Annotated in this window: 7 protein-coding genes; 2 read left to right on the top strand and 5 right to left on the bottom strand. The window is 62.8% G+C overall.

Annotated elements, in window-relative coordinates; genetic code table 11:
- Positions 1–1,043, top strand: a 1,043-nt coding sequence (locus ACRXB1_RS24540; protein ID WP_449493514.1) for an aspartate-alanine antiporter-like transporter, incomplete at its 5' end; no start/stop codon positions are given.
- A gap of 123 nt (positions 1,044–1,166) precedes the next feature.
- Positions 1,167–2,012: an aldo/keto reductase gene (locus ACRXB1_RS24535; RefSeq protein WP_174362497.1), complete on the top strand. Its 846-nt coding sequence runs from the start codon at positions 1,167–1,169 to the stop codon at positions 2,010–2,012.
- 5 nt (positions 2,013–2,017) lie between these two features.
- Here ACRXB1_RS24535 and ACRXB1_RS24530 read toward each other — a convergent pair whose 3' ends face one another.
- From ACRXB1_RS24530 to ACRXB1_RS24510, 5 genes are all read right to left on the bottom strand, one after another.
- Positions 2,018–2,440, bottom strand: coding sequence for a hypothetical protein (locus tag ACRXB1_RS24530; protein ID WP_449493513.1), 423 nt, complete (start codon positions 2,438–2,440; stop codon positions 2,018–2,020).
- A 77-nt stretch (positions 2,441–2,517) separates the two neighbouring features.
- The gene (locus tag ACRXB1_RS24525; protein WP_174362495.1) at positions 2,518–4,590 is read right to left on the bottom strand and encodes a dipeptide ABC transporter ATP-binding protein; all 2,073 of its coding nucleotides are present in this window, start codon (positions 4,588–4,590) and stop codon (positions 2,518–2,520) included.
- Positions 4,587–5,447 (bottom strand): ABC transporter permease, encoded by an 861-nt coding sequence (locus ACRXB1_RS24520; RefSeq protein ID WP_061998701.1) that lies wholly within the window; start codon positions 5,445–5,447, stop codon positions 4,587–4,589. Before ACRXB1_RS24520 ends, ACRXB1_RS24525 begins: the two co-directional genes overlap by 4 nt.
- Positions 5,444–6,463 carry an ABC transporter permease gene (locus ACRXB1_RS24515; protein WP_061998702.1) on the bottom strand — a complete coding sequence of 340 codons (1,020 nt, stop codon included), beginning with the start codon at positions 6,461–6,463 and terminating at the stop codon, positions 5,444–5,446. The genes ACRXB1_RS24520 and ACRXB1_RS24515 overlap by 4 nt, the downstream gene beginning before the upstream one ends.
- A 27-nt stretch (positions 6,464–6,490) precedes the next feature.
- The coding region (locus tag ACRXB1_RS24510; protein WP_449493512.1) for an ABC transporter substrate-binding protein at positions 6,491–7,987 on the bottom strand (1,497 nt) is incomplete at its 5' end.

The following is a 7,987-nucleotide window of genomic DNA, read 5'->3' as shown; positions in this document are numbered from 1 at the left end:
TCGGCAACGCGGCGGGCGCCGCGCTCGGGTCAAATGGCGCTGCAGGACGGACGGTCGCCGAGATCGAGCTGGCTGGCGCGGACATGATCACCATCGAGCGCATCAGGCGCGCAGGCAAGGCGCTGGAACCGCGTCCGGACGTGATGCTGCAAGCCGACGACGTCGTGCTCGTGGTCGGACGCCGCGAGGTGATGGTCGCAACCGCGCCGGACATTGGCGAGGAGGTGGCGGATACGGATGGCATCAGCGTCGTGATGCAGAACCGGCAAGGCGTCTTCACGCGCAAGGGCATGAATCACATGACGATTGCCGCGATGCGCACGACCGTGGATCGCGATCTGCGTCACGGCGTTTTCGTGCAGGAGATCAGGCGTGCCGACCAGCCGTTGCCGATCCTGCCCGAAACCAAGCTCGAACATGGCGACGTGATCACCTTCTACGGGTCGCCGCAGGACACAAAACGCGCCGTCGATGCCGCCGGTTACGAACTCCCGGTCACGAACAAGACCGACTTCATCTACATGGGCGTGGGCATTGTCCTGGGCTTGCTGATCGGCCTGATCGTGGTGACCGTTGGCGGAGTGCCGCTGACGCTCGGTTCAGGCGGCGGTTGCCTGCTCGCCGGCCTCCTGTTCGGCTGGATGCGCGGCAAGCATCCCATGTACGGCGTGATGCCATCGGCGGCGTCGCAATTGATGAAGGATTTCGGGCTCGCCGCGTTTGTGGCTGCGGTCGGTTTGAACTCGGGATTGCAAGCTGTGGTGACGGTGAAGCAAAGCGGCATGACGATCTTCCTGCTCGGCGTGGTCGTCACGGTAGTGCCGCTCATCCTCACCATGATCTTCGGGCGCTACGTCCTCAAGTACAACAACGCCGCGCTGCTGGCGGGCGCGCTGACCGGGTCGCGCAGCGCGAACCCGGCATTTGGCGCGCTGCTCGACAAGACGGAAAGCGCAGTTCCTACGGTGCCGTTCGCGATCACGTACGCGCTGGCCAATGTCTTGCTGACACTGCTGGGACCGCTGCTGGTGGGCCTGGTCTGATCATTGAAAAGGACGCGTGTCGCCCGATGAAAAACGCGAGGGGCACGCATCCGTTTAGTGAAATGTTGAACTGCTACGCTCATCCGCAGCCCAATGAGACTTCAAGACTGAGCGAGGCTTCCGATGACTTCACCGCACAAATCCGTCCATCTGCCGTCCGGCGAACAGATCTCCGCACTGGGTCAGGGAACATGGGAGATGGGCGAAAACGCGCGTAAGCGCAGCGAGGAGATCAAGGCGCTGCAGGCGGGCGTGGATCTGGGACTGACGCTTATCGATACCGCCGAGATGTATGGCGATGGCGACAGTGAAAAGCTCATCGCCGAAGCGCTGGGCGCTCGACGCAACGAGCTGTTCATTGTCAGCAAGGTCTATCCGCATAACGGCAGCGAAGCGGGCGTGAAGGCCGCTTGTGAGCGTAGTCTGAAGCGCTTGCAAACCGATCGTATCGATCTGTATTTGCTGCACTGGCGCGGCGGCGAAGATATCGAAGGTGTGATCGCCGGGTTCGAAAGTCTCAAGGCTGCCGGCAAGATCCGTCATTGGGGCGTCAGCAATTTCGACACCGACGACATGATCGAATTGTTCGCGCTTGAAAACGGCAACCAGTGCGCCACCAATCAGATCCTGTACAACGTGGCGCGCCGCGGTCCGGAGTTCGATCTGCTGCCCTGGATGCGCGAACGGAACATGCCTGCAATGGCCTATAGCCCGGTCGATCATTCGCGCTTGCCCAAGCAAAGCGTGCTGAACGATATCGCCGGCGCACGCGGCGTTTCACCAACGCAAATCGCGCTCGCGTGGGTTCTGCAGCAACCGCAAGTCATTGCAATACCAAAGGCATCCACCGTTGCGCATGTCACGGAAAATGCGGCGGCGCGCGATATCGGCTTGTCGGCGCAAGAGCTGGCGCAAATCGATGCACAGTTCAAACCGCCAAAGTCAAAGCGCTCGCTTGAAATGCTTTAAACCATCTACATGCAGGCGTGATGGGAGTGCACCGAGCCGAGGACGGCAACCTCGGCGGGCGTGCGTTTGAGTGCGGCTTCATCGACTTGCTTGGCATCGGCAAGAAACTCATCCACTAGCGTGGACACCGGCGTATTGCTCAGGCACAGCGACACGTTCTGCGTCTCGTTGGGCTTCAATTGCGAACGCTGCCCGAGGAACAACACGCCGTATTGATACCCGCGAACAATGCCGCGCACCGCGCCAATGCATTGTCCTTGCGCGGCGTTATCGCCTTTTTGCGCGCATTCCTGCGCGAGGGTGTAAGCGGAAAAGCTGGGGTCGACTGCCGGGGCCTGCGGCGCAGCTTGCTGGGCCTGGGCAAGGGAGATGGCGCCGAACGTCGTGGCTATAGCAAGCGCAAAGGCCGCTGAGATGTTTCGCTTCATGTTGTATCCCTCATGTCGGACATTGAACTCGATATGAGGCGACGCGCGACGATTGGTTCCATCAACGTGATTCCGGCTCACTCGGCCCTCTGCAATTGCCTCAGCTCTTCCAGCGGAATGTGACATCGAATCCGATGTCCATTCGCAGCATCCGCATACGGCGGTTCCCGCTGCTCGCAAATTGCGCCGATCTTCCTTGGACAACGCGTATGGAATACGCAGCCCGATGGCGGATTCGCCGCGCTCGGCAATTCGCCCGATAACCGGATGCGCTCCCGCGCCGCGCCCGCTCCGTCGAGCGCCGGCACCGATGACAACAGCGCCTCCGTATAAGGATGATGCGGGCCATCGAAGACATCGGCGGCGCGGCCGATTTCCATCAGCCGTCCGAGATACAGCACGGCGATACGGTCCGACAGATACCGCACGACGTGCAGATCGTGCGAGATGAAAACGTAGCTCACGCCGCGTTCGCGCTGCAGGTCTGCGAGCAGGTTCAGGATGGCGGCCTGCACGGAGACATCGAGTGCGGAGGTGGGTTCATCGCACACAACTACGCGCGGATCGCCCGCAAACGCACGCGCAATCGCAACGCGCTGTTTCAACCCGCCCGACAACTGCTGGGTGCGCGAACTCAGATAACGTTCGGGCAAACGAACGGCCGCAGTGAGCGACTGCAAACGCGCCTCTTTCGCGGCGCCGCGCAACGCGCCCAGTTTGGATAACGACCGCGCGATCAGCCGCCGCACCGAATGCGCGCGATTCAACGCCGAGTCCGGATTCTGGAACACGATCTGCAGCGACTTCACTTGTTCGTCGTTGCGGCTCGTGACGCGTGGCGGGAGTGTTGCTCCATCGAGTTCGATAGACCCGCCCGCGTCCGGAGACAACAGTCCGAGCAGGAGCTTCGCGAGCGTCGTTTTACCGCTGCCTGATTCCCCCACGAGGCCGAGCGTCTCGCCAAGCGCAAGTTCCATCGACACATCGTGGACCGCGCGTATGGATTCCCCGCCGGCATGAAACGTCTTCGACAAACCCACCGCCCGCAGCGCAATCGCCGTTTCATCACGTTGCGGACGCTCGCCCAGGACCTCGGGCGTGGCGCGCGGCAACTCGGTCGCGCGTTCGTGGTAATGGCATCGCGACATCTGATCGCCGAACGCCGCCTGAACGCGATAAGGCGGCGGCGCTTCGCGATGACACCGGTCATCGGCGAGCTTGCAGCGCTGCGCGTAGATGCAACCCTGCGTCACGGTTCCCGGCAGCGGCAGCGAGCCGGGAATGGTATCGAGGCGGCCCGTGTCCTTGCTTCGCCCGGTGGTCGGCAGGCAGCGCAAAAGCCCGACCGTGTAAGGATGCCGGGGCTTCGCAAACACATCGCGCGTGGCGCCTTCTTCGACCAGTTTCCCCGCGTACAACACGCCGACGCGGTCGCACATGCGCCCGATCACCGCGAGGTTGTGGCTGATGAACAGCACCGCCGTGCCGAGTTCTTTGCGCAGTTGCGCAATCAGGTCGAGCACTTCGGCTTCGACGGTTGCGTCGAGGCCGGTCGTGGGTTCATCGAGGATCAGCAGTTCCGGGTTGCACGCCAGCGCCATTGCGATCACCACGCGCTGCTGCATGCCGCCCGACAACTGATGGGGATAGCTCTCCATCACGCGCTCGGGCGACGAGATGCGCACGCGCCGCAAGATATCGATGGTGCGCTCCAGCGCCTCGCTCACCGACGAACCCGCCAGCTCGAACGCCTCCGACACCTGCCGCGCAATCGTCAGCGACGGATTCAGCGCGCGCCCCGGGTCCTGGTACACCATGGAAACCGCATTCGCGCGCATGTGCCGCAAAGCGTCGGCGTTCATCGACGAAATGTCGTGCCCTGCGATAGAAATCTTGCCCGCTTTCACGCGGCCGTTGCGCGGCAGGTAACGCAGCACGGCGAGCGCGGCAGTGGACTTCCCGCAGCCCGATTCGCCGACGAGCCCGTACGCCTCGCCACGTTTCACTCGCAGCGAGATGTCCTGCAGGATCTCGCGATCACGTCCGCGCGTGCGATACGCGACCGTCAGGCCGACGATGGTCAGCGCATCGGTTTCGGCGCTCTTCGATCCATCGAAGATGGGGAAAGCGGATGGAGGCGGGCCGTTCATCGGTCGAGCACCCCCTGTATGCCGTCTGCAACCAGATTGACGCCCACGACCAGCGAGGCGATCGCGGCGGCATCGAAGACGACCGTCCACCACGCGCCGCCTGCCATCAGCGTGTAGCACTCGGAGAGCGCAAGACCCCAATCCGCCGATGGCGGTTGAATACCGAAGCCGAGAAACGACAGCGTCGCGACCGAGAAGATTGCGTAGCCGAGCCGCACAGTCGTCTCCACGATGATCGGCTGCAGCACGTTCGGCAGGATTTCCGCGAACATGATGTAGAACGCATTTTCGCCGCGAAGCTGGGCCGCGAGCACGTAGTCGAGATTGCGCTCGGCGAACACGGCGGCGCGCACGGTGCGCGCGGTGATCGGCGTGAACGTGATGCCGATCACGAGGATCACGGTCAGGTTGCTCGCGCCCACGGCAGCGAGCGCGAGCAGCGCGACGATCACGAGCGGCAGCGCGAGGACCGCGTCGATCAGACGGCCTGCGACGTTGTCCACCCAGCCATCGAAATAACCGACGATCAAGCCGACGGCCGTTCCCGCGACCGTGCCGAGCAGCGTCGCCAAGGGCGCAATGGTGAGAATGTCCCGCGCGCCGACGATCACGCGAGCGAAGACATCGCGGCCGAGCTGATCGGTGCCGAACCAGTGCGTGCCGTCGGGCGGCGTGAGGGAATTCAGCGGATCGGACGCGTAGGGATCTTGCGGCACGACCCAATGCCCGCCGATTGCGCATGCGACCCAGAACAGCAGGATCAGCGCGCCGACCAGGAATGTGGGCGAACGCAAGAGTGCTTTGGTGCGCTCGTACTTGGGTGCTTTATATGACGGTGCGGCGGTGGCAGTGCTCATTGCGCATTCCTCACCCGCAAGCGCGGATTCAGCACCACGTACAACCCGTCGGCGATCAGATTGGCCGTCGTATAGATCACGCCGATGGTCAGCACGCCCGCTTCGAGCATCGGGAAGTCCTTGCCCTTCGCGGCGTTGTAGATCAGCGAGCCGATGCCCTGGTAATGGAACAGCGTCTCCACGACGACCAGGCCGCCGATCATGTAGCCGAGTTGCGTCGCGGCGACCGTGACGGTCGGCAGCAGCGCATTGCGCAACACGTGCCGCATGATCACCACGCGGCGCGGCAAGCCCTTGAGGATCGCGGTGCGGGTGTAGTCGGCATCGAGTGCTTCCACGGTTCCCGCACGCGCCATCCGGGCGATATACCCGAAGAACACGAGCACGAGCGGCAACACGGGCAGGATCAGATGCTGCAATTGAACCAGCACGTTCGACCCGGGCGGATACGTCGCTTCGATTGGCAGCCATTGCAGCCAGATGCCGAACACGAGAATCAGCACAATCGACGATACGAACTCAGGCACGACCGTCGCCGACAACCCCGTGATGCTGATCGTCCGGTCGATCCAGCGGCCCTCGTGCAGCGCGGCGTACACGCCCCCGGCAATCCCCAGAGGCACCACGACGATAAACGCCAGCGCCCCGAGCTTCGCCGAGTTGAGCAACGCAGCGCCGATGAACGGCGCAACCGGCGCGCGATACGAATACGACTCGCCCATGTCGCCGCGAAGGAAATGGCCTATCCACGCGGCGTACTGCGTGAGCAGCGGCCGGTCGACACCGAGTTGATGGTTGAGCGCAGCGACTGCGCGTGCGTCGGCGAGAGGGCCGAGGATTGCACGGCCGACATCGCCGGGAAGCAACTGGCCGCCCGCGAATACGATCACGGAAAGCAGCCACAGCGTGATTGCCGCCAGAAACAGCCGCACGCCGATAAACCGCGCAATGCGTAGTGCGCTGCCGTATTCACCGCGTGGCTTTGCAGCAGGTGCCGAAGTAGAGGCGGTGTTCATGACTCAGGGCGTCCTCGGATCCAACGGCTAGGCGCCGATGGTCGCGCGTTCGAAATACAACTGCGAAATGGCGTTGAAGCGCACGCCTTTCACGTTCGCCCGCGTGACGATCAGCTGGTCGTAGAAGTACGGAATGACGACCGGGGTTTCGTCGAGCAGGAGCGTCTGAATCTGCCCCGACAGCTTTTTCTGCGATGCGACGTCGAGCGCCGCCACGAAATCCGCGACCAGCTTGTCGTATTGCGGGTTCTTGAAGTGCGCCGCGTTCCATGTGCCTTCGCTGGTAAGCGGCGCATTCAGGAACACATTGGGCACCCCGCGATGTCCGTAATCCGTGATGCCGAGCGGCGAATCGAGCCAGTCCGATTTGCCATACGTTCCCGCGCCGTAATACAACTCCTGGCTCTCGACCTTCAATGTGATCTTGATGCCGATCGCCTTCGCCGCGTTCTGGATCACCACCGCGAGGTCGGGAATCTCCATGTACTTTTCGGTGGTAAGGGTGACATCGAAACCATTCGGCACGCCGGCGGCCGCGAGCAACTGCTTGGCTTTCGCCAAATCCATCTTGCGTTGCGGCACGCTCAGATCGCTCGATGGAAACACCGGCGAGAACGGACTGTCGTTCCCAAGCGCGGCGTGCCCCTTGAACAGACCCTTCACGATCACTTCGCGATTCACCGCGAGGGCCAGCGCCTGACGCACGCGTTTGTCCTTGAAAGGACCGGTGTCGGTGCGCATGTGCATCTGTCGATGCGCGCTGGATTTCACGCCCAGCACCTTGAACTCGGGGTTCGTCATCATGCTCAGGCCGCCCTGGACGGTGAAGTCGCCCATCACGTCGGCCTGGCGTCCCTGCAGCGCGAGGAGTTCGGATTGTTCATCGGCGTAGAAGGAGAACTTGATGCGCTCCGGCAACGCCTTTTCGCCCCAATAATCGGGGTTCCGCACGAACGATGCACCCACCTTCGGCGTGTAGGACTCGAATTTGAACGGGCCCGTGCCGGGAAACGACTTCTCGTAGGTGCCGCTGAAATTCGCCGGCAGGATCACGGCGTTGTAGGTATCGGACGAAACGTAATACGGGAAATTGCCGTTCGGCGCATCGAGATGAAACTCGACCGTCATGTCGTCAGTGGCCTTTACCGACCCCTTCGACAACACGCCCTTCAGCACCGACAAAGCCGCCGAACCGCTGCCCGGATCGGCCAGACGGTTGAAGGTCGCGGCGACGTCCTTGGCGGTCATCGACTGGCCGTCGTGGAATTTGACGTTCGGGCGCAGCTTGAACGTCCACACATCGCCCTTCGCGTTGGGTTTCCACGAAAGCGCGAGAGAAGGGCGCAGGACGAGCGCCTGGCCGTCATCGTCGATCAGGAATTCGCCCGTCTGGTTGATCAGTGCGAGGCCGGCCGGATCGGTCACGGTCAGCGGATCGACCTGACCCGACGGTGTCAGATGCGCCACGCGGATCGTCGCGCCGGGTTTCCCGGCAGGCGCCTGGGCGCGTGCCGAAGGCATGCA

The organism is Caballeronia sp. M23-90, assembly GCF_053574605.1.
This window is presented reverse-complemented; position numbering and strand designations above follow the sequence as displayed.

Coding starts and splice junctions, on each gene's coding strand:
- ACRXB1_RS24535 (WP_174362497.1), top strand. CDS start 1,167: ATGACTTCACCGCACAAATCCGTCCATCTGCCGTCCGGCGAACAGATC.
- ACRXB1_RS24520 (WP_061998701.1), bottom strand. CDS start 5,447: ATGAGCACTGCCACCGCCGCACCGTCATATAAAGCACCCAAGTACGAG.
- ACRXB1_RS24525 (WP_174362495.1), bottom strand. CDS start 4,590: ATGAACGGCCCGCCTCCATCCGCTTTCCCCATCTTCGATGGATCGAAG.
- ACRXB1_RS24515 (WP_061998702.1), bottom strand. CDS start 6,463: ATGAACACCGCCTCTACTTCGGCACCTGCTGCAAAGCCACGCGGTGAA.
- ACRXB1_RS24530 (WP_449493513.1), bottom strand. CDS start 2,440: ATGAAGCGAAACATCTCAGCGGCCTTTGCGCTTGCTATAGCCACGACG.